Source organism: Flavobacterium sp. AC105, assembly GCF_979258495.1.
Window position 1 is genome coordinate 3,647,987 of the sequence record NZ_OZ409860.1, and the last position, 25,672, is coordinate 3,673,658.

Here is a 25,672-nt window from a genome sequence, read left to right on the forward strand (position 1 = left end):
TATGGAAATAACATGAGATTATAAAAATGATATTTATCATATTATAATGACAGCCGTAATCTAAATTTACTGAATTAAAACAGGCAAATGACAACTATGGCTTTTTTCTGTACTTTTTTAGCGATTTATAGCACCTTGAAACGCTAATATTGGTTAATTTTGCAGTAAATATTTTTGCTATGAATAAATGTGATCAATGCATCGTACGACAACTTACTTCGCTAAAAGCGCTGAATAAGGATGAAGTCATAAAATTGGCGAATAGCAAATCTACCTACAAAATAAAAAAAGGTGAATCGATTTTTGAAGAAGGCGAAATTACCAATGGTGTTTTTTGTGTGAAAGACGGCGTTGGAAAACTCTCTAAACTTAGTGCAAACGGAAAAGACCAGATTATTAAACTGGTAAAATCAGGCGAACTGTTAGGACAGCGTTCTATGATTAGCAATGAACCTGCTAATTTATCTGCAAAAGCAGTCGCTGATATGGAAGTTTGTTTTATTCCGAAATCTGAAATTTTAAACTTCTTTAATAACAACAACCAATTCTTCGATGAATTTAATGCAATCTGTTTGCGAAGATTTAAAAGAATCTGAAAACGATAAAATTGCATTGGTTCAAAAAACGGTAAAACAGCGATTGGCTGAAACTTTGCTGTATTTGCACGATTCTTTTGGTGAAAATACGGATCGAACTTTAAAAGTTCAGCTTACACGAGAAGAATTAGCGGGTATGATTGGTACGGCTACAGAAAGCTGCATCCGGTTATTATCAGATTTTAATAAACTGGATTTAATAGAATTGATTGGTAAAAAAATTGTTCTTAAAAACGTAAAGGCATTAAAAAAATTAGCCGAATAATTATAGTTTTTTCGCTTCATTCCAGAATATATCCATTTCTGCCAAAGTCATATCCATTAAAGGTTTTCCTAATTCACCGGCTTTACTTTCCAGATATTGAAAACGTTTGATAAACTTTTTATTCGTGCGTTCTAAAGCATCTTCTGGATTTACATTTAAAAATCGGGCGTAATTGATCATCGAAAATAAAACATCGCCAAATTCAGCTTCTATTTTATCCTGATTTCCAGAATTTACTTCTACTTGCAATTCTTCGAGTTCTTCCTGCACTTTATCCCAAACCTGATGCGGTTCTTCCCAATCAAAACCAACACCTTTTACTTTATCCTGAATTCGGCTTGCTTTTACCAAAGCCGGCAAACTTTTAGGAACACCTTCTAAAACAGATTTTTTACCTTCTTTAAGTTTTAGTTTTTCCCAGTTTTGTTTTACTTCTTCTTCATCTTTCACCACAGTATCACTGTAAATATGCGGATGACGATGAATTAATTTTTCGCAAATTTCATTACAAACATCTGCAATATCAAAATCATTGGTTTCGCTGCCTATTTTGGCATAAAAAACAATGTGCAAAAGCAAATCTCCCAATTCCTTTTTAACTTCGTTGAGGTCATTGTCTAAAATGGCGTCTCCTAATTCGTAAGTTTCTTCAATGGTTAAATGTCTTAGCGTTTGCAGGGTTTGCTTTTTATCCCAAGGACATTGCTCACGAAGTTCATCCATAATTATCAATAATCTTTCGAAGGCTTTAAGCTGAAGTTCTTTGCTCATTTTTTGAAGTTTTTTTGGTTGTCACCGAAGTGTAAAAGTAAAAAATCCTGTCAAGAAAAACATCTCAACAGGATTAATATATTTGAATATAGAAAAAATTACTATTCTTCTTTTTTAGCTTTTGCTTTTTTAGCAGCCGGAGCTTTCTTAGGTTTTTCTTCAACAACTGGAGTTTCTTCCGGAGCTTCTTCAGCAGCCGGAGCTAAATCTGTAACTAAACCTTTTGCCTGAAGTGAATTATACCAGCTTAATACTTTTTTAATATCAGAAGGATATACTCTTTCTTCATCATAATCAGGTAAAATTTCTTTAAAATAAGCTGCTAAAGTAGCGTTATCTTCTTTATGCGAAATAGCTTGTCCTTTGTTTTCTTTAGCTGCAATACGCTGCATAACTTCAGTCAACGGTTTTTCGCCATCGTACGTATAAATTGAAATTTCTGATAATAAACTTACATTACTTTTTAAGTTTACTGTGATTTTTTTTCCATCTAATAATGATTCTGCCACAAAACCTGTACGAGTTTGTACTTTCAATACATATAAACCTGGTTTCCCAGAAATGGCTAAAATTTTCTCTAAATTCATGTTTATTAAAATTAGTATTAAGAATTTGATTTATTATATTTTGTTGATTCTAAATATTTTAGAATACTTATCTCCCTTTTTTAGCCGCAGCAAATTTCATTCTGTATTCCTGAAAAGTTTTACCCTCAGTAATATTTTTCAATTTCTTCTGAATCAAACGCTTTTTTAATGAAGATATTTTGTCTGTAAACAAAACGCCTTCGATATGATCGTATTCATGCTGAATAACTCTTGCAATCAAACCATCAAAAACTTCCGTTTTCATTACAAAATCCTCTTCACAATATTCGATCGTAACGGTTGGTTTTCTATAAACATCTTCGCGAACGTCCGGAATACTCAAACAACCTTCGTTAAAACTCCACTCCTCACCTTCTTCTTTAACAATTTTAGCATTGATAAAAGTTTTCTTAAATCCTTTTAAATCCTTTTGTTCATCTGATGGCAAATCTTCGTCATCGCTAAAAGGAGTCGTATCAATAACAAACAAACGAATTGCTATGCCTACCTGCGGTGCAGCAAGTCCAACACCGTAAGCATTGTACATGGTTTCATACATGTTTGCTATTGTTTCTTTTAAGTTTGGATAATCTGGCGTAACTGCCACACCCACTTTTCTTAAAACAGGATCCCCATATCCCACAATTGGTAAAATCATTTGTATTATTTTAATGTATTATCTACTGAAAACCCTGAATTTAGTTCCTCCTAAATCAGGTCGCAAAAATAGTAAAAAATAGTCAATGAATAATTCTAAAGCTATATTATGTGCATTTTTTGCTCACTACTTAAAATCTCATCCATAATTATGCCAAAATAATTCGTACAATTCTTACCTTTGCTGGTAAACCAACCCATATGTTTGATCGAGTCTCGAAATTTACCAACAGCACCTCTTTTTTAAATGCCTCAAAAGTAACCATTGCTTCTGTTGTTCCTGTTATAATTTTGAACTTTCTTGGGCATTTCGAAATTGGTTTTACAATTGCTTTAGGGGCTTTTTATACCTATCCGAGTGATATTCCGAGTACTTTAAGTCATAAAATTAAAGGATTAATTGTTGCTTCCTTTATTGTTTCAGGCGTTAATTTATTAGTAAACCTCGCTTATCCGTTTCCGTATTTATTTTATCCTTTTTTGGGGTTTTTATTATTTATATGTTCGATGATTTCAGTTTACGGACAACGGGCAACTTTGGTTTCTTTTTCTGCATTATTATCGATTTCACTTTCTTTTGGTCATTTGCATGAAGGAATGGAAGCTTTTGAATATTCCGGTTTTATTTTTATTGGCGGTATTTTATATTTAATTGTATCTGTAATATTTCATTTTGTACAACCTTATAAATATGTCGAATTACAAATTGCCGATGGTATCAAATTAACGGCAAAATACCTGAAATTAAGAGGTGATTTATGGAGTCCGGAAGCCAACCGACAAGCTATAATCGAAAAACAACTCGCCGTTCAGGTTGATTTAAATTTGATTCATGAAGATTTAAGAAAAGTTTTGATCGGAAACCAAAATAGTTCTGCAGCTACAAGTCAAAACCGAAAAATGCTTTTGGTTTTTATTACGCTGGTCGAAATTCAGGAATTGGCTTTATATACTTCGTTCGATCATAGTAAACTTCACGAAAAATTTGCCAGACATCCGGAAGTCCTTCGAACGTATCAAAATGTAGCTTATAAACTGGCTTCGACTTTAAAAAAACTTTCTAAAAACGTGCATCATATTGCTGTTTATGTAGACAAAAATGATTTGAAAAATGAACTTGACGCTCTGGAATTTGCCATTTTTGATTATGAAAAAAATTTAGGAAAAGAAGAAGCTGCCGAAGGTGTTTTGATGTTGACCAATATGCTGAAATATGCTAAAAATCAAGTTGGGAAAATCAAAATTATTCAGCGTGCTTTTTCACTTGCCATGCAATCTTATAAACTGAAAGATAAAGACAAAGAGCTGGAAAAGTTTTTAACGCCACAATATTATCCGTTACGTACTTTAATAGAAAACTTAAGTTTTTCGTCCTCAATTTTCAGGCATTCATTGCGCTTAACAATTACGATATTATTGGGTTTATGCATTGGAAATTTTCTGCCTTTTCAAAACTCTTATTGGATTTTACTGACCATAGTCGTAATCATGCGTCCGGGTTATGGCTTAACAAAAGAACGATCGTACAATAGAATTTTCGGAACTATTTTAGGCGGAGTTATCGCTTTCGGAATTGTTTCTTTGGTTCAGAATCATGTTGCTCTAAGTATATTTTCTATTGTTTGTATGCTTTTGGGAATTTCATTTACACAAATCAATTATAAAATCAGTGCGACATTTGTAACGATGTATGTCGTTTTTATTTACGGAATTCTGACGCCAAATGTTGTTGAGGTTATTCAGTTTAGAATTTTAGATTCGCTTGCCGGAGCAATTTTGGCTTTTTTGGCCAATCAGTTTTTATGGCCTGCGTGGGAATTTATCAATACGCCCATTCATATTGAAAATTCGATTCGCGCCAATAGAAATTATCTTAAGGAAATAGCTGATTTTTATAATAAAAAAGGAGAAGTTCCAACGTCTTACAGATTGGCGAGAAAACAATCTTTTGTCGAAATTGGGAATTTAATGACGTCATTTCAACGCATGATGCAAGAACCAAAATCGAAACAAAAAACGCTGCCAATAGTAAATAAATTAGTGGTTTTAAATCATTCTTTACTTTCTGCTTTGGCATCATTATCAACTTATATTCAGTCTCATCAAACAACATCAGCCTCAGATTCATTTAATTATATCATCAAAACAATATTATCAAATCTGGATAATGCCATTTCTATATCCAGAAATGAAACTATTATTACGGATACTTTTTTTGATAAGGAAGATGTGACTTTGCAATTTGAAGAACTCAAAAGAAGAAATTTTGCCCGTTTAGCAACAGATGACGAATTGGATAAAGAAACCCGTCAGGCAAAAATGCAGGAAGCTTCAATGGTTATTGAGCAGCTAATCTGGATGAGTAATCTGGCAGAAAAAATTCTGAAAAACACGAAAGATTTTAAAGCAACAAATCCAGATTAATTCATCTGGATTTGTCGTTTACTATATAAAATGAGCTTAGTTATTTAATTTTAAAACTTCAGAAGTATGTTTTCTAAGTTCTGCCAAAAGCTCTGGTTTATCATTTAAAGTCTGACCGTAAGAAGGAATCATATTTTTCATTTTTGCTTCCCATTCCGGTGTTTTAATCTGATTGGTAAAACATCTGCTAATCAAATCAATCATAATCGCAACTGCAGTAGATGCTCCCGGAGAAGCTCCTAATAAAACTGCTAAAGTTCCGTCGTGTGTATTGATAACTTCTGTACCAAACTCTAAAACCCCGCCTTCTTTTTCATCTTTTTTAATTACCTGAACACGTTGTCCGGCTCTTTCCAGTTTCCAGTCTTTAGAACGTGCTGTTGGCAAATATTCACGAAGTGCATTCATTCTGTCTTTTGGAGATTGACGAACTTGCTCGATCAAATATTTTGTTAATGGAATATTATGGAATCCCGCTGATAACATCGGAATCAAATTATTTGCTTTTATAGATAATGGTAAATCTAAGTAAGAACCATTTTTTAGGAAACGTGTAGAAAATCCTGCGAAAGGTCCAAAAAGTAATGCTTTTTCGCCATCGATTACACGAGTATCAATATGCGGAACTGACATTGGAGGTGCTCCAACACTTGCTTTTCCGTAAACTTTTGCCTGGTGTTTCGCAATAACTTCCGGGTTTGTACATTTTAACCATTGTCCGCTTACCGGAAAACCGCCGTAACCATTTCCTTCAGGAACATTTGCTTTTTCTAACAATGGCAATGAACCGCCACCAGCACCAATAAATACGAATTTAGGATATGCTTTTCTTTTTTGACCCGTTGCCAAATCCGTAATTTTAATTCTCCATGATTTATCTTCGCGCTGTCTTAATTTGGTTACTTCATGGTTAAAGAATAAAGAAACGCCGTCAAGTTTTTCAAGATAATTAAACATGCTTCTGGTTAAAGCCCCAAAATTAACATCGGTACCAATTTCCATGTGGGTTGCTGCCAATTTTTCGGTAGCGTCCCTTCCCTCCATAACAAGCGGCATCCATTCTTTTAGTTTCTCAAAATCAGTACTGAATTCCATTTGAGAAAAAATTGGATTACGCTGTAAAGCTTCGAATCTCTTTTTAAGATATTCTACATTTTTTTCTCCCCATACAAAACTCATATGAGGGACACTTTTAATAAAATTATCCGGAGATGGTATCTTCTTTTGTTCTACTAAATACGACCAGAACTGTCGCGAAATCTCAAACGATTCTGCTATGCTTATTGCTTTTTTAGGATCAATACTTCCATCAGCCTTTTCCGGAGTGTAATTTAGCTCACAAAAAGCGGAGTGCCCTGTTCCGGCATTATTCCATGCGTCAGAGCTTTCGGCTGCAGCAACATCAAGTCTTTCGTAAATTTCAATTTTTATATCAGGTTGCAGCTCTTTTAAGATTAATCCAAGAGTTGCACTCATAATTCCAGCTCCAATAAGCACTACTTCACTATTGGAACGTATTGTATTGTCAGGCATAACAGTAATTTGTTTTTAAAGTGCAAAGGTACTTTTTTAATTGCAAAAAAAAACTAATTTTTACATGATAAAAGTTATGTTTTTCTAAAAAAAAGCAGGAATTGTGATAAATAAAAAAAAATCTAAAATCTTTTAGAAGAAAGATAATCCTGAAGCATTATAGTAGCCGAAATTTCGTCAATCAAACCTTTGTTTTGACGTTGTTTTTTACTTAGTCCGCTATCGATCATGGTTTGAAAAGCCATTTTTGAAGTAAATCGTTCATCAACGCGAACCACTTTCATATCCGGAAAAATATTCGAAAAATGAGTAACAAATCCCTTAACAATTGAAGCACTTTCAGAAGGCTGTCCATTCATTTGTTTCGGTTCGCCAATTAAAACTGCCTCGACTTTTTCTTTTGCGAAATAATCTTTCAAAAAATCAATTACAGTATTTGTTGGAATCGTCGTTAAACCAGATGCAATAATCTGCATTTCGTCAGTAACAGCAATTCCGGTGCGTTTTTGTCCGTAGTCTATGGAGAGAATTCTTGGCATTTTTGAATTTTTATTCAAAGGTAAAAGGAAAATTCACAAACCTAAACAGAATCTCTATATTTTATGAATCAAAATAATAAAATATACATTGCTTTTGAACTTATTAAACATGAACAGGATCTTCATTAAAACTAATCTTCGTATTTAGAAATTTCTTTTTCTAAAATTTCATCAACTTCATCTAACGTATATAATTTCGTATTGCCACTTTTTAATTTCTCATATGCTTTTTGCACTTTTCTTTTATCCTTCTCAAAATCAGAATCTTCATAAATAATTTTCAATTCATCAGAAGAAAATGAACTTAAAATCTTTAATAATTCATCTTTAATCTCAGGCACAAATTCTAATCTCATCACTTCCATAATATAACATTTTATAACACAAATATAAACTTTTACATAAGTAATTTCTGATATAAAATTTAATAAAGTCCTATATTGATATAAAAAAATCCGCTTTGAGAATTAAGGTTTTTTTAATTTCAAACTATCATTGTGAAATGTGAATCGAAATCAATTAGGAGTAAATTACAAATTTGATTTTTGTCGTATTATGATATTAAAAAAACTTTTAGAGTAAATTTAATCTTCATTTTATCAATATAAAGAAGCATTTTTATTTATCAAATTAAAAACAAAAAGTTAAATCTGTAACATTTTACAAAGGTTTTACTTTTTTGCTTTTGCTCAAATACGCTATCTTTGCCAAAAATTAAAACTTATGAATTCTTTACAGACTATAATTGAACAAGCTTGGGAAAACAGAGCTTTATTACAAGAAACTACTACAACTGATGCTATTAGAGAAGTTATCGAATTGGTTGATGCAGGAAAATTACGTTGCGCTGAACCAGTTGGTGACAAATGGCAGGTAAACGAATGGGTTAAGAAAGCGGTTGTAATGTATTTTCCAATTCAAAAAATGGAAACATGGGAATCTGGTATTTTCGAATATCACGATAAAATGTTGCTAAAAAGAGGTTATGCTGAAAAAGGAATTCGTGTAGTGCCAAATGCTGTAGCACGTTACGGAGCTTACATTTCGAGCGGAGTTATTTTGATGCCAAGTTATGTAAACATTGGTGCATATGTAGACGAAGGAACGATGGTTGACACTTGGGCAACTGTTGGTAGCTGTGCGCAAATTGGTAAAAACGTTCACTTAAGCGGTGGTGTTGGTATTGGTGGTGTTTTAGAGCCTTTGCAAGCTGCTCCGGTAATTATCGAAGATGGTGCTTTTATTGGTTCCCGTTGTATTGTTGTAGAAGGAGTTCATGTTGGTAAAGAAGCTGTTCTTGGCGCTAACGTTTGTTTGACTGCTTCAACAAAAATCATTGATGTAACTGGCGATGAGCCTGTTGAAATGAAAGGTTTTGTTCCTGCCCGTTCTGTTGTGATTCCTGGAAGTTATACCAAAAAATTCGCAGCCGGAGAATTTCAGGTTCCATGTGCCTTGATTATTGGTACTCGTAAACCATCTACAGATTTAAAAACGTCATTAAATAATGCACTTCGTGAATACGATGTTGCTGTTTAATATATTTAAATAAACGAAATTAAAAAATCCAAATTCCAATCTTATCAATTGGAATTTGGATTTTTTTTGCTTCAATTTGTATCTTATAAAAAGATTCCGCTTTCTCTATGAAGATACTTGTAATTCAGCAAAAAATGATTGGCGACGTTTTGGTCAGCAGTATAATATGCAATAATTTGCGTGCTGCTTATCCGGATGCTCAAATAGATTATTTGGTTTACGCCTCGACAACTCCCGTTTTAGAAGGGAATTCAAGTATTGATAATGTTATTTTATTCGAAGAAAAACATCGAAAAAGCAAGAAAGAATTATTAAATCTTGGTTTGCAAATCCGAAAAGAAAAGTACGATATATTAATCGATGCGTATTCAAAATTAGAAAGCTGGATTTTGGTTTTATTAAGCAATGCCAAACGAAAAATCTCGTATAAAAAACCCGGAAGAACCTTTTTATATACTGATAATGTTCCGTTTGAACCTTTCCCGAAAACTAATTTAGGTTTAGCCATCGAAAGACGACTTTCGTTATTAGAACCTTTAGATCTAAAAATAAAAACAGATCCAATTCCGAAATTATTTGTTTCTGAAAAAGAAAATCAGGAAGCCATTGCACTTTTTGAAAAACATAATGTTCGAAAAGATCGAAAAACGGTTATGATCAGTCTTTTGGGAAGTGAAAAACTAAAAACATATCCTTTAGAATTCATGTCTAAAATTGTGGATTATGTTGCTGACAATGCTGACGTAAATATTCTTTTCAATTATTTTCCGAAACAAAATGAAGAGGCAAAAACTGTTCTCAATCACTGCAAACCTTCAACTCAGGAAAAAATATATTTTGATTTATTAGGCGGGGATTTACGTTCTTTTATTGGTTTAGTCAATCAATGCGATTTGATTATTGGCAATGACGGCGGCGCAATTAATATGGCGAAAGCACTTGAAAAACCTTCGTTTATTATTTTTTCTCCCTGGATAGAAAAGAAAATCTGGGCCACTTTTGAAGACGGAATTCATCATCTTTCGGTTCATTTAAAAGATTATCGTTCGGATTTGTTTGAAGGTAAAACCGAAAAAATGCTCAAAAAAGAATCTTTATCTTTATATCAGGAATTTAAACCTGAATTTTTCAAGGATAAAATCGAGTCGTTTCTAGATCAAAATCTTAGTACTTCGGCCAAATGATTTTAGCAGAAAAACAGCTTTTAACGGCGTTGGTAATCACCTATAATGAAGAGCAAAATATAAAAATTGTTCTCGATGATTTGGCTTTTGCCGATGAAATTATCGTGGTTGATTCTTTCAGTTCAGACAAAACTTTTGAAATTGCTTCTTCTTTCAAAAATGTAAAAGTTGTTCAGCGCATTTTTGACAATTTTGCAGCTCAACGTAATTATGCTTTAAGTTTAGCATCAAATTCATGGATTCTTTTTCTGGATGCAGATGAAAGAATAACACCGGAATTGCAACAGGAAATTAGCTCTGTCATCAATCAAAAAAATAGTGCTTCGGCGTATTTTATGCGTCGTAATTTTATGTTCGAGAATAAAAAATTACGCTTTAGCGGATGGCAGACTGATAAAATTATTCGCCTTTTCAGAAAAGAAACTGCCAGTTATAATATCAAGAAAATCGTTCATGAAAAATTAATCGTAAACGGAAAAATCGGAAAACTAAACAACAGGCTTTTTCATTATTCGTATTCGAATTATGAAGATTATAAGCAAAAAATGATTTTTTACGGGCAATTAAAAGCTCAGGAAGAAATCCTGAAGAAAACAACTCCCAATTTTTTTCATTTTTACATTCGTCCTGTTTACCAATTTTTAAATCAATATATTGTTCGTTTTGGTTTTCTTGACGGAAAAAAAGGAATTATAATTTGTTATTTAAATGCTTTGAGCGTTGCCGTACGTTTTCAGGAACTTAAAAAAATCAAAGCCAAAAACTAAGCTTTTTTCCAGAACTTAAGTTTCTTTTTAAGCCTTTTCTTTTTTGCAAATGCTTCCTGAAAATCAGAAGTTGCCTGCCACATTTTTGCAGCAATTTCAGCTTCTGTTTTCGAGGTGTAAAACTTTGAATATTCGTTGCTCATTACATCAATCATTCCTTTTTGAGGCGTTAAGCGACTAAAGTTGTTCATGCGCTGCTCAAAACTCATTGCATCATGAAAATTCATTCGGTTTAAATCGACCAAAAAGAATTCATATTTATGGTCAGCAACGTTTTTAATTAAAGTATTTCCCGGAGAATGATCCAGAAACTCCACTCCTTTTTCGTGCAAATCAAAAGTAAATTTTGTAAATTGTCTTAGAATATTGTCGTGATCCGGATAATCAGGAATTTCAACTAACTCGCGATATGTTAATGCTGTTACTAAATGTTCGCTGGCATAATAGCTGTCTTTTAATCCCACTAAATTAAAATTCTCCAGAAATGCAATTGGTTCCGGCGTTCCAATTCCTTTTTCTAATAAAAGAGTAGCATATTCAAACGAACGTCTGGCTTTAGATTTTCTAAAATATTTGTAAGCAATTTTGTTTACGATATTCGGAATTTTAAATGATTTAATATTGATTGTCTTTCCGTTAAGATCAAACAGTTTAATCTTATTACGATCTCCATTTCCAAATAATTCTCCAGAAGAATTAAACGTTTTAATTTTGTCAAGAATTGACACCGTACTATTTTCGAAAATGGGATTTACTTTAAAATTCATCAGTTGATTTTTATAACCAACAAAAATACACATACAATTTAAGACTTCAAATTAATATTGTATTTTCGTAAAAAAAAGAATGTCGCATCAAAAAAGTGTTTTTTTAGAAACTCATAATATAAACAACAGGGCAAGTGGTCTGGGAACTTTTAATTATGAATTAATTAAAGGATTGTCTGCATTAGATTTTAATGGTTTAGAATTAACTTTAAATAGCTCAAAACCAGAGCTTCTTAAAGACGAATTTAAAGATAAATTCAAGTACCATAAATACAGCAGCCTTTCGAGACATCCGTTGTTTAGAATTCGAAAAAAATACGATTTATGGCATTCTGTAAACCAAAATATTAAGGTTGAACCTTTTCGTACCAATAAATATTTGCTTACAGTTCATGATATTCACTTTGTTGAAGAAGTTTCTGCAGACAAAGACCATAGACTAAACAAGCTTTTTAAGGCAAAACTAGAAAGAGCTACTGCAATTACTTACATCTCAGAATTTGCAAAAAAACATACGCACGAACATTTTGATGTACCAAATGTTCCGGAATATGTTATTTATAACGGAAACCCGATTTCGACACTTTTAGATACTTCAAATTTTAAAAGTATTATTCCGACAGACAAACCTTTTTTTTATACGATTGGAGATTTTATTGAAAGAAAAAATTACGGTTCAATTATTCTTATGATGAAACTAATAAAAGATTTCAACTTAATTATTTCCGGAAATAACAATAAAAAATACGGTGAAGAAATCAGAAAATTAATTGATGATAACGGTTTGGGCAATCAGGTTTTTTTAACCGGAAAAATATCTGATGAAGGAAAACAGTTTTACATGAAAAACTGTACCGCCTTTCTTTTCCCGTCAATTCGTGAAGGCTTTGGGCTTCCGCCAATTGAAGCGATGAGTTTTGGCAAACCTGTATTTTTATCCGATAAAACTTCATTGCCTGAAATTGGAGGCGACGTTTCTAATTACTGGACTAATTTTGATCCGGAGTATATGAAAAATGTTCTTTATGACGGATTAAATCATTTTGATGCCAATAAAAACGAGTTAGAAACTCTTTTGAAAAAAAGAGCTGCAAGTTTCGATTGGAAAATTGCAGCTGCTCATTATTTAGATGTCTATAAACAAATTCTGTTTTAAGGCTTAATCTTTTTTTTCATAAGAAATTTAAACCATTGTCCAAAATTCTTTCTTAACAAAAAGAATTTTCCAACATTAATTTTATTCGTTAATTTAAAATTGCTTAATAATTCCTGAAGAGATTTTCCTTCCATGAATTCTACTGTTTTCCAATGCATTGGCTCTAAATAGAAAAAACCACGAATGTCTTTATAATTAGAAGCCGAAACGGAATCCCATTTGCTCATAAATTCAGTTTTATTGATCTCGTCATTATGACCCCAATTATCCAATTTTTGAACCAAATCTTCTCTTGATCGGGACAAACAATCGTGTAAAGCAACAGAATCTGTGTAAATAGAACGGCATTTAGCGTGTCTTCCTACTTTATAATTTGGATAGTTTGTTGCAATCATAAACTTGTCCAGTTTATCGACATACAAAACGCCCTGATCTACATATTTATACAAATTAATTTTAAAACCACAGATCTGAACCAGTTTATCCTGAGGATTTACCAAAAGATCATTTTTTGATTTTAGAAAAGAAACGAACTTGCCAAAGTCATAAAAATATTCATCAGAATCGAGTTGAATCAACCAGTTTCCAATTCCCATTTTATGAGCAAGCATTTTACGCTCTCTAATTTCGCATTCCATTGCAGTTAGCTCCGGAATATAGAATTCTTCCTCAAATAAGACGATTTTTTTTTGAACATCAAATTCTTCAATCCATTTAAAAAAGTCCTCTTTAATTTCTATAGTCTGGCCTTTCCATGTCTTTCTATTACTGTCAATTGCTAAAAATATGGTATCTGCCTCCTTATAAACGGTGGGAATCGCATTTTTTAACAATTCGTAATCATATGAAACTAAATATCCTACCTGTATCTTTCCTGTCATCAAATTCATTATAAAATTCGCCGCAATTTAGTATTTTATCTCTATTTATGTTAAAAAAAACTTAATTTTTATTTTAGTACATTTTAGACGCAAAATTCTTCCAATAATTGTTTTTTTATTCTTTTACCCATAAGATGTTGAGGATTGTTTGCTGTAAGATTGGCTTTTTGATTGTTAATTTACAAATTCCGTTAAGAAATATAATCTAAAACAATCAAAAGTGCAATTTTGAAGTAGCGTTAATATGTAAATTATACTTTTTTTAATTCTATTCTTTTGGATGATAGTCAATTTTGATCCTAAAAAAGATTTCAAAAAGTTACTGCTTTTTTATCGATATCAAAGCCAAAATTCTGTCAAAAAAGGTCAACAATAAAAACCATTTTGTTTCAGGTTTTTCTGTTTATCAATAGCAAAAAAATATCAAAATCTTATTTTTGTTAAATAGAAGTTTTTTAGGAATTCTAATCAAAAACGATACCAGATACTTCAACTTGTATTTTTTCTGTCATTGATGCTTTTGTATAATTTATTGCAATTTACTAATTAATATCTATTTTTACGCCATGAAAAAGCAATATGATTATTTAATAATTGGGTCAGGACTCTTTGGAAGTGTGTTCGCTCATGAGGCTAAAAAAGCAGGAAAAAAATGTCTGGTAATTGATAAAAGAGATCATACCGGAGGAAATGTATATTGCGAAAATATCGAAGGAATTAATGTTCATAAATATGGTGCACACATCTTTCATACGAACGATAAAGGGTTGTGGGACTATGTAAATCAATTTGTTGAATTTAATCATTTTACCAATTCTCCGATGGCATTGGCAAAAGGAAAATTATACAATTTGCCTTTTAATATGAATACTTTTTATCAGCTTTGGGGCACAATTACGCCTGCAGAAGCTAAAGCCAAAATTGAAGAACAAGTTGCCATTTACGGCGTAGAAAACCCGCAAAACTTAGAAGAACAAGCTTTAAGTCTTGTTGGAAAAGATATATACGATAACTTTATTAAAGAATATACCGAAAAACAATGGGGAAGAAAAGCCACTGAATTACCGGCTTTTATCATAAAAAGACTTCCGGTTAGGTTTACATTCGATAATAATTATTTTAATGATACGTATCAGGGAATCCCGATTGGTGGATATAACAAACTGATTGAAGGGCTGCTAGAAGGAATCGAAGTGGTAATAAACACGGATTATTTTTCGGAAAGGGAAAAATTTAATGAACTTGCTGACAAGATCGTTTATTCTGGTAAAATTGATGAATATTTCGATTATAAATTAGGTGTTTTAGAATACAGATCGCTTCATTTTGAGAATGAAGTTCTGGATACAGACAATTTTCAGGGAAATGCTGTCGTTAATTATAATGATGCCGGTTATGATTTTACAAGAATAATCGAACACAAGCATTTTGAGTTTGGAAAACAAAACAAAACGGTTATTACAAAGGAATATCCGCAGGAATGGAATCCGTCAAACGAAGCTTTTTATCCTATCAATGACGATAAAAACCAGGCATTGTTTGAAGAATATAAGAAACTATCTTTACAGGAAGAAAATGTAATATTTGGAGGAAGATTATCAGAATACAAATATTATGACATGCATCAGGTAATTGCTATGGCTTTAACAAGAACTAAAAAAGAATTTAAAAATGATTAAAATTTTTGTGGTTACCCATAAAGAAGATCCTTTATTAGCAAATGAAGTACTTGTCCCTATTCAGGTTGGAACAAATGAGCCTATTACAGCAGCTATTTTAAGAGATAATACGCTTGATAATATAGCAGCAAAAAATGGCAATTATTGCGAACTAACGGCAGCATACTGGATTTGGAAAAATGAAAAAGATGCAGATTATGTTGGTATTTGCCATTATAGAAGGTATTTGAATTTTTACAACGACTGGTACAATTTAAAACCGTCTTCGCAGAAAAAAATCAAAACTGAGGATTTTAAAAACACCAAATTATACAATGCCCCTTCTGAAGAATTAGAAAAAAAAATCGCTTCTGTTCTTTCAGAATATGATGTCATTATGTGCAAACCATACACATTTAAAGACACCACTTTGACCAAAAATTACTGCGACGATCACCGTCCGGAAGATTGGGATTTGACTAAAAAAACAATTCTGGAAAAATATCCGGAATATAAAGATAGTATTGTTTCGTTTTTAGATGAAGGAACAACGTTTCATATTGGGAATATGATGATTTCTTCAAAAGAAAAATTTGATGCTTATTATACGTGGCTGTTTTCGATTCTTTTTGAACTTGAATCCCGAATTACAATTCCTGAAGATGCGTATCAGGCCAGAATTTTTGGTTTTATATCAGAAAGACTGATTAACCTTTATATGTATCACAACAAATTTAAAATTAAAGGAGTTCCATCCTATAAAATAATAGATTTATAACAATGAACGAAGAAATAATCAACGCTTACGAAGTCATCAAAGAAGGCGGAATCATTCTCTATCCTACTGATACTGTGTGGGGAATTGGCTGCGATGCTACAAATCCCGAAGCTGTTGCCAAAATATATAAATTGAAACAGCGTGCCGAAACACAAAGTATGATTGTATTGATGAACGGCGAAAAAATGATGTACAATGTATTCAAAAACATTCCTGAAGTAGCCTGGCAGATTTTGGATTTATCTGAAAAACCAACAACTTTGATTTTAGACGAGCCCAGAAATGTGGCTAAAAACATTATTGCAGCCGATAATTCGCTTGGAGTTCGTATCGTAAAAGAACCTTTTTGTTTCAAATTATTAGAAAGAATGAAAAAGCCTTTGGTTTCGACTTCGGCTAATATTTCGGGACAGCCAACTCCAATTGCTTTCAAGGATATTAATCCTGAAATCATTAAAGGAGTTGATTATGTAGTGAAATTAAATCAGGATAAAGTTGCCGGAAAACCTTCGACAATTATCAAATTAACGAATGATTCTCAGGTGAAAGTAATACGTAAATAATTATAAATTATTAATTGTAAATTATTAATGCCTCAACTTATCTAAAAAGAACTTAGAAACTCAGAATCTTAGCAGCTTTCAAAATTGACTTCGACTTCGCTCAATCTGACAAAAGATTTAAATGTCTTTCTGAGCGAAGTCGAAGAATCTTCAAGAAAAAAACTTAGAAACTTAGAATCTTAGCAACTTTCAAATCTCTTTTAAACCGTCTTTAAAGACTCAATTAACCAATCGATATCTTCTTTTGTGTTGTAATGACTAAATGAAATTCGGAGATTTGGTAATTTTAAATCAGTCTCCGATAACATTTCTTTCAGCACATGCGATGGTTTTATACTTCCGGACTGACATGCGCTTCCTCTTGAAACTGCAATTCCTTTCATATCTAAACTAAACAAAAGCATGGAAGTTTTATCTGATGAAAACGGCAGGATTATATTAATGATATTGTAAAAATCATCTTTTTTTCCGTTGATTCTGAAACCAGGAAAATAAATTTCTAATTGCTCAATCAAATACATTTTTAAGTCTGAAATGTATGTTCTTTCAAGATCTAAATTCTCGTATGAAAGAGACAAAGCTTTTGCCATTCCGGCAATTTGATGTACAGCTTCTGTTCCAGCGCGAAGTCCTTTTTCTTGTTCTCCACCAAAAATCAAAGGCTGTAAACCAGAATTTTTTCGGATAAAAGCAAAACCAACTCCTTTTGGTCCGTGAAATTTATGCGCACTTGCTACAATAAAATCAACTGAAGTCTTTTGCAGATCGATTTCTGTTTTCCCAACAGATTGTACAGTATCTGAATGAAACAGCACATTATATTGCTTGCAGATAACACCAACTCTGTCGAGGTTCAGAATAGTTCCGGTTTCGTTGTTTACGTGCATCAAACTAACGATTGTCTTTTTTTCTTCGGATAATAAATTCGATAAGTGAGTTAAATCGATAGTTCCGTCAGGGCTAATATTAACATAATCAACCTGAATATTATAATCAGATTGTAATGCTAAAACAGCGTATAAAACCGCATGATGTTCGATTTTTGAAGTAATGATTCGCTCGACTTTTAGATCTTCAACAGCTGAACGCAGAATCCAGTTATCAGCTTCAGTTCCACCGGATGTAAAAATAATTTCCTGTGCAGTACAATTTAAATGCTTTGCAATGCTTTTTCTTGAAAGTTCTAAAATTGTTTTTCCATTGCGCCCAAAGCTATGCGTAGAAGACGGATTACCAAAATCTTCTGTCATAACTTTAGTCATTTCCTGAATAACTTCAGGGCGCATTGCGGTTGTAGAGGCGTTATCGAGATATACTTTTTTCATTGCTGCAAAGTTATGAAATATCAATTGTCAAATCTTGAATATCATTTGCCAAATTTTTCACTATTTTTGACCCAAATAAAATTACGATGAAAAAATATGCATGCCTTATAGTATTTGCACTTTTATTAAACGGTTGCGATGATGGCGATTTAACAGTAGACAAAATAGAATTTGAAGACGTTAATTCTACGGCTTGCGATGCCACTACAAATACTTTGATTTATAAACTTAAAGACCAGGAATCATTATTATTGCAATTGGCTCCAAACAGCCTTATAAATGATCCAACAGCTTCAGATACATTAGAATATCCTATTGATAATGACAGTCAGTTTCGCGTCGTTTACAGAGCTTATGACGGCAAAGTGGCTACAACAAATATCTGCGGAACTATCCCGCCTAAAACACCTAATGTAACAGAAGAATGGCTGGGAACAGATGGAATAATCCAGATTGTTACGTCACAAATTACTTCGGCGCCAGATCCTACAACCGGAAGTACAAGAATTACAGGTTATAATCACAATATTGTTTTTAAAAACATCACCTTTCTAAAACCTTCCGGGCCACAGACTCAGGAAGAATATGTTTTTGGAGATTATAATGTTACGGTTGCTGCGCCTAATTTTACTTTTTCTTCAGAAGATGCGCATCAATGTGATCCAAAACAGGTTTACAATTACAATACATCGTTCTCATTAACGGTTGAAAATCTTGATCCAAGTCTATTGGTAAATACGCCAACTCCGGCAGGACAACCAAGAACAGGCAATATTACTGCTACAACAAATAATGTTGTTTATCGTACCTTTATTGGTACATTGACTCCTGATTATTTTTGTGAGTTACCCGTACCTACAAACCCGGCCATTAAGGATGTATGGAATGGTGTGAACACAGACAAAGCTCCGGCAGCGACAATTGAAGTTTCTACAGAGGTCTCAGCTAATATCGTAATCCATACAATTGTCCTGAAAAATGTAACGCTTAAAAAAGGAAACAGCACCTTTCGTTTAGGAAACAATTTCCTTTTAGGAAAAATAAAAAAAGCAATATAAACTGCATCGAAAAGACTTTAAAAATTTATTTTTAATTCTTACAAAAAACGTCCGTTTTTCTAAGCTGATTGAAGTACAAAATCAGAAAGAAAAACGGACGTTTTTTTGTGCGTTATAATGATCAGTTTCCGACCTGAAAAATAGTTTTATTTTGTGTTTTGCCTAAAATAAACTTCGGTTGCTCCCAAGCCATATTTTTGATAATTGGCATCCTGAAAATCTACTCCGTCGTAACGGCCCAATAAAAAATCAAGTTCAGCTTTTAAAATTCCTTCACCAACTCCGTGAATAAAAACAATTTTAGGAATGCGGTTTCTGATCGCAAATTCAATGTGTCTTTTTGCTGTTTCAGTCTGCAAAGTCAGAATATCATAATTTGACATTCCGCGTTTATTGGGAACCAGTTTTTCGATATGCAAATCAAATTCCGGAGCCGAAATTTCTCGCTTATCTTTCTTTTCTTTTACAAAACTTCTTGCTTTTGGTTCTTCTTTCTCTTTAGTAACCGTATCTAAATCTATTCTTTTAATAGAATTCATTAAATTACTGGAATCCTGAATTTTAATCAATTCATTGACAAAAAATGTCATCACGAATCCTTCTTCAGTTTCAATCAAAACTTCATTGTTTTTTACTGAAACTACTGTTCCGTTTATGGCTTCGTCCAGGACAGAAACCTTGTCTCCTTTATTCAACATCCTGTTCCTCTTTATCTTGATTTTTACTTGGTGTTTTTGCACTCAGCTGCATCATTCCATACATGAAAACTGCAATTGCAATTACCATAATATAGATATTTTTTTCTGCTGAAACCTGCTCATATAACGCAATCGAAATGGCAAGAATCATGATTATAATTTTAAATGCTTTCATGTTTTAAAGTATAAGATTTCAAAAGTATGAAACTTTAAAATAGCAGTTCCCTACTCTTGAAATGTTATTCGGTATTTTTTTTGTAAAATTGTAAAAAATAACTGCTTTGAATTTAGAGAAATATATGATCCCGTGCCTCTTCAAAACCTTCTTCGGAGTTGAGTGTTTGGGCTGTGGTTTTCAGCGTGCTTTATTCTTACTTTTTAAAGGCGAATTTTCAGCAGCTTTTCAAATGTATCCGGCGGTATTTTCTACCCTTTTATTCTTTGTTTTTGTTGCCTTATTTTTTTTGGATAAATCCAGAAATTATAAAAAAATAGTTTGGAATGTTGCGCTCCTAAATCTCGTTTTTATGCTTGGCGGATATTACTACAAACATTTTTATCTTTAAATTTTAGACTCGAAATTACCTCAATTATTTCTTAATCTGGTTCAGAATATCATTCATCATTTCGATTTGCACTTTCTGAATTTCGATTAATTCCTGTTGCTGATGCATGATCAAATGATCAATTTTATCGTGGATCATTCTGATTTCTAATTCTGATTTCAGGTTAATCATATAATCTTTTTTGGCACGATTTCGATCTTTTTCTTCCTGACGATTTTGGCTCATCATAATTACCGGAGCCTGCAATGCAGCAATACAAGACAGGATTAAATTAAGTAAAATAAACGGATACGGATCAAAACCTTTGTTGACCAAAATATAAACATTTGCGCTAATCCAGATAACAATAAACAGTAAAAATGAAATAATAAAAGTCCAGCTTCCGCCGAAATCAGCAACATTATCAGCAATTTTTTGACCAAAACTTCTGATTTCTTCTTCGTCTTCGACAATGTTAACTATCGATTTATCTTCTTTTAAAGATTCTATTACACTTTTTTCAAGATCAGAAAGTGTCCCAATTTCTGCAGATAAATAGTTCGAAACATATTTTTGACGGTAATCATTTAACTCTTTAACGGCAATAAAGTCACTATCACAAAAAGAAGGATGATCCTTAACTATCAATCCTAAAATTGGATCATGAATGGATTTTCCTGAAACTTTCTCTTTTGCAGGAAAAGACAGATTAGAAATAGCGCTTTTAAAAGTTTGATCATTTTTCATTTTTATAAATTTTACGGGCTAATTTACGCATTTAACTTCTTAAGAATCATATAAAATACAAGCAAATATGTTTCCTTTTTTTATCACAAATAGAATTCTCAAAACAAAATTTCTTTAGACATTTCGTGCCCTTATTTACAAAAAACGCCTTACTTTTAACGTTTTAAAAATTCAATCAATTTTACAATTGTGACTAAAGATACTATCATACAAAATATCAAAGCTTTAAAAAGCCATTCGAATATAAATTACGGAATCAAGACCAAAACCGAAGATTTTACCGAGAAGCTTTTTTATACCTTATTTGATTCAAATGCGCCTTTAGACCAAAGTATCGACGAACTTGAAATCAGGTTTAAGGAAATCGCTGTTTTAGCCTGCAAAAAACCTGAAAATTTATGCGAATCAATTTGGGACAGATATCTGGAAAAACTTCCGGGAGTTTTGGAAAAGCTAAATCAGGATGCCGAATATATTCTGGAAAATGATCCTGCATCAAACAGTATTGACGAAGTTTATTTGGGTTATCCCGGTTTTTTTGCCATTGCCATTTATAGATTAAGCCACGAATTATATCTTCTGGATTTATTATTATTCTCCAGATTAATGAGTGAATATGCGCATCGAATTACCGGAACAGATATTCACGCCGGCGCCCATATTGCATCACCTTTTTTTATTGATCACGCAACGGGAATCGTAATTGGTGAAACTACGGTAATCGAAAAACATGTAAAAATTTATCAGGGCGTTACGCTTGGAGCATTGAGCGTGAGCAAGGAAATGAAAAACGCAAAACGTCATCCTACGGTAGAAAAAAATGTTTGCATTTATGCGAATGCTACTATTTTGGGAGGCGAAACTACTATTGGCAAAAATAGTATTATTGGAGGAAATGCCTGGGTAACCAAGTCGATTCCCGCAGATTCTATCGTATTGAATACCACTACAACTGAAGTTAAAATAAAAGAAAAAAAATAAAATGGGTCCACAGAAATTGCTAAACCTAATTGGAAATACACCATTGATGGAAACAGTCAATCTGGTTAAAAATAAAAACGTAAAACTTTTACTGAAACTGGAAGGAAATAATCCTGGCGGAAGCGTAAAAGACAGAGCGGCATATAACATGATTGCATCGGCTCTTGAAAGAGGCGAAATTAAGAAAGGTGATAAACTGATCGAAGCTACAAGCGGTAATACGGGAATCGCTCTTGCCATGATTGCACAATTGTTTCAAATTGAGATCGAATTGGTTTTACCGGAAGATTCTACAAAAGAACGAACTCAAACGATGCGCGCATATGGCGCTACAGTGATTTTAACGCCTGCTAGTGAAGGAATTATTGGTTCGCGCGACTATGCCGACAAAAAAGTGGCTGAAGGCGGTTATATCATGCTAAATCAGTTTGCGAATGACGACAACTGGAAAGCACATTATAAAACCACAGGCCCTGAAATATGGAATGATACTGATGGAACTGTAACGCATTTCGTTTCGGCAATGGGAACAACGGGAACGATCATTGGAACTTCGACTTATTTGAAAGAAAAAAATCCTGCCATTCAAATTGTGGGCGCACAGCCAAGCGACGGATCTCAAATTCCGGGAATTCGTAAATGGCCGCAGGAATATTTGCCTAAAATTTTTGATGCTTCAAAAGTTGACACTATCGTTGATGTAAGCGAGGAAGAAGCCAGAAAAATGACAAAAAGATTAGCGCTTGAAGAAGGCGTTTTTGCCGGAATGAGCAGCGGAGGCTCTGTTGCCGTTGCCTTAAAAATTGCCGAAAAATTAGAATCAGGAGTTATTGTAGCCGTGATCTGCGATCGCGGTGACAGATATTTGTCTTCGGATTTATTTGACTAAGGAAGGTCCAAAGATACTGAGATCCTGAGTTGCTAAGATTATAAGTTTTTGCTTTGAGTGTAAAATCTTAGTATTGAATGTTAGTATCTTAGAATCTTAGCCTCTTTAAAAAAAACTTAGAAACTCAGAATCTCAGCAACTTAGAACCTTAAAAAAAATGAGCTACAGAAAACTAGGAAAAACAAACTTTAATATATCTGAAATCTCACTTGGCACCTGGCAGGTTGGAGGAAAATGGGGATCTGCTTTTGATAATAAAACGGCAGACGAACTTTTGAATACTGCAATAGACAACGGCGTGAATTTTATTGATACTGCCGATGTTTATGAAAACGGATTAAGCGAAACTGCTGTTGGGCGCGTTGTTCGTTCGCGATCTGAACGTGTTTATGTGGCTACAAAATGCGGGCGTTTTATTAATCCGCATGTTAGTGAAGGCTATCAGCCAAAAGTGCTTCAGAAATTTGTTGAAGACAGTTTAAAACGAATGGGATTAGAAACTTTGGATTTAATTCAATTGCACTGTCCGCCATCAGAAGTTTTTTACCGACCTGAAATTTTCGAAATGTTTGATCGTTTAAAAGATCAGGGCAAAATTTTGAATCTCGGCGTAAGCGTAGAAAAAGTTGAAGAAGGTTTAAAAGCAATCGAATATTCGAATGTTACGACGGTTCAGATTATCTTTAATTTGTTTCGTCAGCGTCCGTCGCAATTATTTTTCTCAGAAGCCAGAAAGAAGGATATTGGGATCATTGCAAGAGTTCCTTTGGCAAGCGGACTTTTAACGGGTAAATTTGATGCAAAAACTACTTTTGAAGCAGATGATCATCGTAATTTTAATCGTAACGGAGACGCTTTTGATAAAGGTGAAACTTTCTCAGGAATTGATTATGATTTAGGATTGGAAGCCGTTGAAAAACTAAAAGCATTATTTCCTGAAACTACAAACCTTGCTCCTATTGCTTTGCAATGGATTTTGAGTTTTCAGGATATTAGCTGTATTATTCCCGGAGCTTCGACTAAGAATCATGTATTGTCAAATTTATCGGTTTATGATTTGCCAAAATTGACGCCTGAAAAAATTTCGGCAATGAACAAAATTTACGAAGAATATATAAAACCAGCTGTTCATCAGCTTTGGTAGATTTTTTTAAGGTTCTGAGATTCTGAGATGCTAAGTTTCTGAGTTTTTTCTGATTCTTACGCAACCATTTGCGATTCATTCCATCTAATAATAAAATTAACTTTTTAATCACTAACCATGAATAAAATTACTTTTATTATTCTCGCCTTTTGTTTGGCGTTTACTTCATGTTCCAGCGATGAGAATAACGTAAAGGATAAAGAATATGATTCTAAGGAATTAGAAAAAATGTATCAGGAGATTATTACAGCTTCTTTAGTCAATTCAGAATCATGTACAGATTCAAAAAATTGGGATTTTACTGCTATTGGCACGAAATCATGTGGAGGTGTTGCGGATTTTATTGCTTATTCTAAAAAAATAGATAAAGCTGCATTTCTCGCTAAAGTAAAAGTTTACTCAGATGCACAAACAGCATTTAACATAAAATGGAATATATTTTCGACCTGTAATATTTTATTACCTCCAACAAGTATTGAATGTGTCGACGGAAAACCCAGACTAATTTATAATCGCTAACTATATTATAACTCGTTTTATTTTTATCTTTAAAAAAAGCAAATAAACTATAACTCAAACTCAATTTTGAATTCGGCGCCTCTATTTTTACCTTCACTAGAGGCGCTTAATCTACCTCTGTTTCTTTCGATGATTTTTTTGCACAAATACAATCCAATTCCTGTTGACGATTCGTTTGCAGTTCCTAATCGTCCCATTTTGGTGAATTTCTTAAACAATTCATCAATCTGAGTTTTATCAAAACCAATTCCTTTATCTGCAACGGTAATAACTAAAGCTGTATCTTCTCTATAGATTCTCATTTTAATTTCACTATCAAAATAAGAGAATTTCACGGCATTGCTTATCAAATTTACCAAAACCTGAATCAGCAGACCTTCATCAATTTTAAGCATCGCAGTCTCGACTTCGACATTTAGGCTCAAATTAATATTCTTATCTATTAATCGCTGCTCAACCTGCTCATTAATATAAGGCAAAATCGCAGAAAAAATAACTTTTTTTGCTTCCTGATTTACTCTTACGACCTGATCTTGTTCTTTTAATAGTTTGATGAAATTTTCGATGTATCGGAATTGCAAATTGGTCGATTCACAAATTAAATCGGCTAAATGCTTAACGGAATCTGATGTGTCTTCGCTAATAATTAGTTGCGCTAAACCTTGGGGATTTCCGGCAAAATTTTTCAAATCGTGCGAAAGCATATAAATCAAATCCTGTTTTTCGTTTATAAAACTTTCCGATTCATAAATAGATTCCTGGATATTGCACATTAACAAACCGGCTTCGTCAGTATATTCTGTCGGTAAAACAGATAATTTTCTGCCATTTCTATAATCATCTAATGATTTTGACGCCAAAACGATGGGTTTTATCAATTCTTTTAAGACCAAAAGTGTGAATATTGTCGCCAATAACGTCATAATTAAGGCGAAAATCAAAACTGAAACAGGCGAAATATCATGATCGTAATAAAGTACAAAACATAAAATCCCTATTAATGGTATATGAATACCTATAAAAGCTACAAAAAGAAATTTAGACGTATAACTTTTCTTTAAAAAGCTAATTTTTGAAAGATTATGATACAACTTCATAAAA

27 protein-coding genes and 1 pseudogene are annotated in these 25,672 nt (G+C 32.9%); 15 read left to right on the forward strand and 13 right to left on the reverse strand.

Annotated elements, in window-relative coordinates; genetic code table 11:
• Positions 1-179: 179 nt before the first annotated feature.
• Positions 180-861 (forward strand): annotated as a pseudogene (locus ACZ0AH_RS14950) (Crp/Fnr family transcriptional regulator).
• On the opposite strand, the gene mazG reads toward ACZ0AH_RS14950, so the two are convergent.
• The 3 genes from mazG to def form a co-directional block, all read right to left on the reverse strand.
• Positions 862-1,632 carry a nucleoside triphosphate pyrophosphohydrolase gene (gene mazG, locus ACZ0AH_RS14955; protein WP_463476595.1) on the reverse strand — a complete coding sequence of 257 codons (771 nt, stop codon included), beginning with the start codon at positions 1,630-1,632 and terminating at the stop codon, positions 862-864.
• A 101-nt stretch (positions 1,633-1,733) separates the two neighbouring features.
• The gene (locus ACZ0AH_RS14960) at positions 1,734-2,219 is read right to left on the reverse strand and encodes a DUF5606 family protein (protein WP_463476596.1); all 486 of its coding nucleotides are present in this window, start codon (positions 2,217-2,219) and stop codon (positions 1,734-1,736) included.
• Positions 2,220-2,286: 67 nt separating this feature from the next.
• Positions 2,287-2,877 carry a peptide deformylase gene (gene def, locus ACZ0AH_RS14965; RefSeq protein ID WP_463476597.1) on the reverse strand — a complete coding sequence of 197 codons (591 nt, stop codon included), beginning with the start codon at positions 2,875-2,877 and terminating at the stop codon, positions 2,287-2,289.
• Positions 2,878-3,077: 200 nt separating this feature from the next.
• Between def and ACZ0AH_RS14970 the strand changes: the two genes are divergently transcribed.
• Positions 3,078-5,300, forward strand: coding sequence for an FUSC family protein (locus ACZ0AH_RS14970; RefSeq protein WP_463476598.1), 2,223 nt, complete (start codon positions 3,078-3,080; stop codon positions 5,298-5,300).
• Between the two features lie 36 nt (positions 5,301-5,336).
• Here ACZ0AH_RS14970 and ACZ0AH_RS14975 read toward each other — a convergent pair whose 3' ends face one another.
• The 3 genes from ACZ0AH_RS14975 to ACZ0AH_RS14985 all read right to left on the reverse strand — a co-directional run bounded on the left by ACZ0AH_RS14975 (position 5,337) and on the right by ACZ0AH_RS14985 (position 7,737).
• Entirely contained in the window at positions 5,337-6,833 is a 1,497-nt protein-coding gene (locus ACZ0AH_RS14975; RefSeq protein ID WP_463476599.1) for a malate:quinone oxidoreductase, read from the reverse strand.
• Positions 6,834-6,955: 122 nt separating this feature from the next.
• Entirely contained in the window at positions 6,956-7,372 is a 417-nt protein-coding gene (gene ruvX / locus ACZ0AH_RS14980) for a Holliday junction resolvase RuvX (protein ID WP_089352364.1), read from the reverse strand.
• Positions 7,373-7,503: 131 nt separating this feature from the next.
• Positions 7,504-7,737, reverse strand: a complete 234-nt coding sequence (locus tag ACZ0AH_RS14985) for a hypothetical protein (RefSeq protein WP_463476600.1) — start codon at positions 7,735-7,737, stop codon at positions 7,504-7,506.
• A gap of 358 nt (positions 7,738-8,095) precedes the next feature.
• Between ACZ0AH_RS14985 and ACZ0AH_RS14990 the strand changes: the two genes are divergently transcribed.
• The 3 genes from ACZ0AH_RS14990 (at position 8,096) to ACZ0AH_RS15000 (ending at position 10,862) form a co-directional block, all read left to right on the forward strand.
• Positions 8,096-8,911 (forward strand): 2,3,4,5-tetrahydropyridine-2,6-dicarboxylate N-succinyltransferase, encoded by an 816-nt coding sequence (locus tag ACZ0AH_RS14990; protein WP_026982140.1) that lies wholly within the window; start codon positions 8,096-8,098, stop codon positions 8,909-8,911.
• A 107-nt stretch (positions 8,912-9,018) separates the two neighbouring features.
• Positions 9,019-10,095 (forward strand): glycosyltransferase family 9 protein, encoded by a 1,077-nt coding sequence (locus tag ACZ0AH_RS14995; RefSeq protein WP_463476601.1) that lies wholly within the window; start codon positions 9,019-9,021, stop codon positions 10,093-10,095.
• A complete protein-coding gene (locus tag ACZ0AH_RS15000; RefSeq protein ID WP_463476602.1) occupies positions 10,092-10,862 on the forward strand; it encodes a glycosyltransferase family 2 protein in 771 nt (256 codons plus the stop codon). The genes ACZ0AH_RS14995 and ACZ0AH_RS15000 overlap by 4 nt, the downstream gene beginning before the upstream one ends.
• Here ACZ0AH_RS15000 and ACZ0AH_RS15005 read toward each other — a convergent pair.
• On the reverse strand, positions 10,859-11,629 hold the full coding sequence (locus tag ACZ0AH_RS15005) for a Kdo domain containing protein (protein ID WP_463476603.1): 771 nt from the start codon (positions 11,627-11,629) through the stop codon (positions 10,859-10,861). The two genes, ACZ0AH_RS15000 and ACZ0AH_RS15005, sit on opposite strands and share 4 nt — an antisense overlap.
• Positions 11,630-11,708: 79 nt before the next feature.
• Between ACZ0AH_RS15005 and ACZ0AH_RS15010 the strand changes: the two genes are divergently transcribed.
• Positions 11,709-12,785, forward strand: coding sequence for a glycosyltransferase family 4 protein (locus tag ACZ0AH_RS15010; RefSeq protein WP_463476604.1), 1,077 nt, complete (start codon positions 11,709-11,711; stop codon positions 12,783-12,785).
• Here the strand turns inward: ACZ0AH_RS15010 and ACZ0AH_RS15015 are convergent.
• A complete protein-coding gene (locus tag ACZ0AH_RS15015; protein WP_463476605.1) occupies positions 12,782-13,666 on the reverse strand; it encodes a hypothetical protein in 885 nt (294 codons plus the stop codon). The two genes, ACZ0AH_RS15010 and ACZ0AH_RS15015, sit on opposite strands and share 4 nt — an antisense overlap.
• A 566-nt stretch (positions 13,667-14,232) precedes the next feature.
• Here ACZ0AH_RS15015 and glf point away from each other — a divergent pair.
• Genes glf through ACZ0AH_RS15030 form a run of 3 tightly spaced genes read left to right on the forward strand, consistent with a single transcriptional unit; the run spans position 14,233 to position 16,665 of the window.
• A complete protein-coding gene (gene glf / locus ACZ0AH_RS15020; RefSeq protein WP_463476606.1) occupies positions 14,233-15,345 on the forward strand; it encodes a UDP-galactopyranose mutase in 1,113 nt (370 codons plus the stop codon).
• Positions 15,338-16,102, forward strand: a complete 765-nt coding sequence (locus tag ACZ0AH_RS15025) for a DUF4422 domain-containing protein (protein ID WP_463476607.1) — start codon at positions 15,338-15,340, stop codon at positions 16,100-16,102. The genes glf and ACZ0AH_RS15025 overlap by 8 nt, the downstream gene beginning before the upstream one ends.
• 2 nt (positions 16,103-16,104) lie before the next feature.
• Complete coding sequence (locus tag ACZ0AH_RS15030) at positions 16,105-16,665, forward strand: L-threonylcarbamoyladenylate synthase (RefSeq protein WP_463476608.1); 561 nt, start codon at positions 16,105-16,107, stop codon at positions 16,663-16,665.
• A 200-nt stretch (positions 16,666-16,865) separates the two neighbouring features.
• On the opposite strand, the gene ACZ0AH_RS15035 is transcribed toward ACZ0AH_RS15030, so the two are convergent.
• The gene (locus ACZ0AH_RS15035; protein WP_463476609.1) at positions 16,866-17,990 is read right to left on the reverse strand and encodes a cysteine desulfurase family protein; all 1,125 of its coding nucleotides are present in this window, start codon (positions 17,988-17,990) and stop codon (positions 16,866-16,868) included.
• Between the two features lie 86 nt (positions 17,991-18,076).
• Here ACZ0AH_RS15035 and ACZ0AH_RS15040 point away from each other — a divergent pair, with 86 nt between their 5' ends.
• Positions 18,077-19,048 (forward strand): hypothetical protein, encoded by a 972-nt coding sequence (locus ACZ0AH_RS15040; protein WP_463476610.1) that lies wholly within the window; start codon positions 18,077-18,079, stop codon positions 19,046-19,048.
• A 146-nt stretch (positions 19,049-19,194) separates the two neighbouring features.
• On the opposite strand, the gene ACZ0AH_RS15045 is transcribed toward ACZ0AH_RS15040, so the two are convergent.
• Both ACZ0AH_RS15045 and ACZ0AH_RS15050 read right to left on the reverse strand, forming a co-directional pair.
• Positions 19,195-19,746, reverse strand: coding sequence for a Smr/MutS family protein (locus ACZ0AH_RS15045; RefSeq protein ID WP_463476611.1), 552 nt, complete (start codon positions 19,744-19,746; stop codon positions 19,195-19,197).
• Positions 19,736-19,921, reverse strand: a complete 186-nt coding sequence (locus tag ACZ0AH_RS15050; protein WP_463476612.1) for a hypothetical protein — start codon at positions 19,919-19,921, stop codon at positions 19,736-19,738. The genes ACZ0AH_RS15045 and ACZ0AH_RS15050 overlap by 11 nt, the downstream gene beginning before the upstream one ends.
• Positions 19,922-20,027: 106 nt before the next feature.
• Here ACZ0AH_RS15050 and ACZ0AH_RS15055 point away from each other — a divergent pair, with 106 nt between their 5' ends.
• Positions 20,028-20,312 carry a DUF2752 domain-containing protein gene (locus ACZ0AH_RS15055; protein WP_463476613.1) on the forward strand — a complete coding sequence of 95 codons (285 nt, stop codon included), beginning with the start codon at positions 20,028-20,030 and terminating at the stop codon, positions 20,310-20,312.
• 24 nt (positions 20,313-20,336) lie between these two features.
• Here the strand turns inward: ACZ0AH_RS15055 and ACZ0AH_RS15060 are convergent, their stop codons facing one another.
• The gene (locus ACZ0AH_RS15060) at positions 20,337-21,038 is read right to left on the reverse strand and encodes a DUF1003 domain-containing protein (protein ID WP_463476614.1); all 702 of its coding nucleotides are present in this window, start codon (positions 21,036-21,038) and stop codon (positions 20,337-20,339) included.
• Positions 21,039-21,227: 189 nt separating this feature from the next.
• On the opposite strand from ACZ0AH_RS15060, the gene epsC reads away from it, so the two are divergent.
• The 4 genes from epsC (at position 21,228) to ACZ0AH_RS15080 (ending at position 24,571) form a co-directional block, all read left to right on the forward strand.
• On the forward strand, positions 21,228-22,019 hold the full coding sequence (gene epsC, locus ACZ0AH_RS15065; protein WP_463476615.1) for a serine O-acetyltransferase EpsC: 792 nt from the start codon (positions 21,228-21,230) through the stop codon (positions 22,017-22,019).
• 1 nt (position 22,020) lies between these two features.
• Positions 22,021-22,908, forward strand: a complete 888-nt coding sequence (cysM, locus tag ACZ0AH_RS15070) for a cysteine synthase CysM (protein WP_463476616.1) — start codon at positions 22,021-22,023, stop codon at positions 22,906-22,908.
• 157 nt (positions 22,909-23,065) lie between these two features.
• A complete protein-coding gene (locus ACZ0AH_RS15075; RefSeq protein ID WP_463476617.1) occupies positions 23,066-24,052 on the forward strand; it encodes an aldo/keto reductase in 987 nt (328 codons plus the stop codon).
• Positions 24,053-24,169: 117 nt separating this feature from the next.
• The gene (locus ACZ0AH_RS15080) at positions 24,170-24,571 is read left to right on the forward strand and encodes a hypothetical protein (RefSeq protein WP_463476618.1); all 402 of its coding nucleotides are present in this window, start codon (positions 24,170-24,172) and stop codon (positions 24,569-24,571) included.
• A gap of 47 nt (positions 24,572-24,618) precedes the next feature.
• On the opposite strand, the gene ACZ0AH_RS15085 is transcribed toward ACZ0AH_RS15080, so the two are convergent.
• On the reverse strand, positions 24,619-25,668 hold the full coding sequence (locus tag ACZ0AH_RS15085; protein ID WP_463476619.1) for a sensor histidine kinase: 1,050 nt from the start codon (positions 25,666-25,668) through the stop codon (positions 24,619-24,621).
• Positions 25,669-25,672 lie beyond the last annotated feature (4 nt).

Excerpts from the sequence above, each read along its gene's own strand:
- ACZ0AH_RS15040 (WP_463476610.1), top strand. The coding sequence starts at position 18,077 with ATGAAAAAATATGCATGCCTTATAGTATTTGCACTTTTATTAAACGGT.
- ACZ0AH_RS15075 (WP_463476617.1), top strand. The coding sequence starts at position 23,066 with ATGAGCTACAGAAAACTAGGAAAAACAAACTTTAATATATCTGAAATC.
- ACZ0AH_RS15080 (WP_463476618.1), top strand. The coding sequence starts at position 24,170 with ATGAATAAAATTACTTTTATTATTCTCGCCTTTTGTTTGGCGTTTACT.
- def (WP_463476597.1), bottom strand. The coding sequence starts at position 2,877 with ATGATTTTACCAATTGTGGGATATGGGGATCCTGTTTTAAGAAAAGTG.
- ACZ0AH_RS15000 (WP_463476602.1), top strand. The coding sequence starts at position 10,092 with ATGATTTTAGCAGAAAAACAGCTTTTAACGGCGTTGGTAATCACCTAT.
- ACZ0AH_RS14970 (WP_463476598.1), top strand. The coding sequence starts at position 3,078 with ATGTTTGATCGAGTCTCGAAATTTACCAACAGCACCTCTTTTTTAAAT.
- ACZ0AH_RS15060 (WP_463476614.1), bottom strand. The coding sequence starts at position 21,038 with ATGAAAAATGATCAAACTTTTAAAAGCGCTATTTCTAATCTGTCTTTT.
- ACZ0AH_RS15035 (WP_463476609.1), bottom strand. The coding sequence starts at position 17,990 with ATGAAAAAAGTATATCTCGATAACGCCTCTACAACCGCAATGCGCCCT.
- ACZ0AH_RS14975 (WP_463476599.1), bottom strand. The coding sequence starts at position 6,833 with ATGCCTGACAATACAATACGTTCCAATAGTGAAGTAGTGCTTATTGGA.
- ACZ0AH_RS14990 (WP_026982140.1), top strand. The coding sequence starts at position 8,096 with ATGAATTCTTTACAGACTATAATTGAACAAGCTTGGGAAAACAGAGCT.
- ACZ0AH_RS14960 (WP_463476596.1), bottom strand. The coding sequence starts at position 2,219 with ATGAATTTAGAGAAAATTTTAGCCATTTCTGGGAAACCAGGTTTATAT.
- ACZ0AH_RS15010 (WP_463476604.1), top strand. The coding sequence starts at position 11,709 with ATGTCGCATCAAAAAAGTGTTTTTTTAGAAACTCATAATATAAACAAC.
- ACZ0AH_RS15015 (WP_463476605.1), bottom strand. The coding sequence starts at position 13,666 with ATGACAGGAAAGATACAGGTAGGATATTTAGTTTCATATGATTACGAA.
- glf (WP_463476606.1), top strand. The coding sequence starts at position 14,233 with ATGAAAAAGCAATATGATTATTTAATAATTGGGTCAGGACTCTTTGGA.
- ACZ0AH_RS15025 (WP_463476607.1), top strand. The coding sequence starts at position 15,338 with ATGATTAAAATTTTTGTGGTTACCCATAAAGAAGATCCTTTATTAGCA.
- mazG (WP_463476595.1), bottom strand. The coding sequence starts at position 1,632 with ATGAGCAAAGAACTTCAGCTTAAAGCCTTCGAAAGATTATTGATAATT.
- ACZ0AH_RS15005 (WP_463476603.1), bottom strand. The coding sequence starts at position 11,629 with ATGAATTTTAAAGTAAATCCCATTTTCGAAAATAGTACGGTGTCAATT.
- ACZ0AH_RS15030 (WP_463476608.1), top strand. The coding sequence starts at position 16,105 with ATGAACGAAGAAATAATCAACGCTTACGAAGTCATCAAAGAAGGCGGA.
- ACZ0AH_RS15045 (WP_463476611.1), bottom strand. The coding sequence starts at position 19,746 with ATGTTGAATAAAGGAGACAAGGTTTCTGTCCTGGACGAAGCCATAAAC.
- cysM (WP_463476616.1), top strand. The coding sequence starts at position 22,021 with ATGGGTCCACAGAAATTGCTAAACCTAATTGGAAATACACCATTGATG.
- ACZ0AH_RS14995 (WP_463476601.1), top strand. The coding sequence starts at position 9,019 with ATGAAGATACTTGTAATTCAGCAAAAAATGATTGGCGACGTTTTGGTC.
- ACZ0AH_RS15050 (WP_463476612.1), bottom strand. The coding sequence starts at position 19,921 with ATGAAAGCATTTAAAATTATAATCATGATTCTTGCCATTTCGATTGCG.
- ACZ0AH_RS15085 (WP_463476619.1), bottom strand. The coding sequence starts at position 25,668 with ATGAAGTTGTATCATAATCTTTCAAAAATTAGCTTTTTAAAGAAAAGT.
- ruvX (WP_089352364.1), bottom strand. The coding sequence starts at position 7,372 with ATGCCAAGAATTCTCTCCATAGACTACGGACAAAAACGCACCGGAATT.
- ACZ0AH_RS14985 (WP_463476600.1), bottom strand. The coding sequence starts at position 7,737 with ATGGAAGTGATGAGATTAGAATTTGTGCCTGAGATTAAAGATGAATTA.